This window comes from Streptomyces niphimycinicus (genome assembly GCF_018883605.1).
In the GTDB taxonomy this organism is placed as follows: Bacteria; Actinomycetota; Actinomycetes; order Streptomycetales; family Streptomycetaceae; genus Streptomyces; species Streptomyces niphimycinicus.
The window spans coordinates 1-687 of sequence record NZ_JAHLEM010001309.1; the positions used below are offsets into that span (position 1 = coordinate 1).

A 687-nucleotide genomic window follows, 5' to 3' on the forward strand; every position below is an offset into this window, starting at 1 on the left:
ATGGCGCTCGGGGCGCTGTGGCTGCTGCCGGGCGCCCTGTGCGCGGCGACCGCCTTCGCCGCCCTCCGTGTCGATGCCATCCGTAAGGACGCCACCATCGGCCTCGCCGTGGGCGCGGGCGGCGCCGCCCTGACCGTCATCGCCCTGTGGCTGTGCCTGCGCCGTGGGCCGCTGCGCGTCCAGGGGAGCGGGCGCGGAGGCCGTATCGCGTACACCCTGGGCTCCGGCTGGCTCCTCGGCTATGCCGCCGTCGGGGACTGGCTGCTCACCGGGCTCCTCGACGGACGCCGTCCCTACGAAGCGGCGCCCGCGGCGCGGGCCGCCGTCCTCCTCGCCCTGGCCGTCGCGCCCGCCGCGTGGTGTGCCCGCCGGCTCGCCGTAAGGGCGCGCCGCAGGCTGGCGGTCAGCCGTGGTCTTGAGGAGTTCGCGGCGGGAGTGCGCCCGCTGTTCGCGGGTGTGGTGACGGCCTTCCTCTGCGGTCTGGCGGCCCTGGTGCTCGCGGCTCGGCTCACGGTGCCCGGATCACCCCCCGCCGCCGCGCCGCCCTCGATGGCCGCGCCGCCCTCGATGGCCGAGGCGGCCGTCGTGGCGCTCTGCGCGCTGCTGTTCCTCGCCCGGCTGCTCGCCGTCCACGGCTTCCGCAGGGCCGCGCTGACCGGCACCGCCGTGGCCTGCGCGGTCCAGGCC

Annotated in this window: 1 pseudogene; it reads left to right on the forward strand. The window is 77.9% G+C overall.

The features are described 5' to 3' along the window. Nucleotides 1-687, forward strand: a pseudogene (locus KN815_RS49500) (hypothetical protein); the annotation flags it as partial.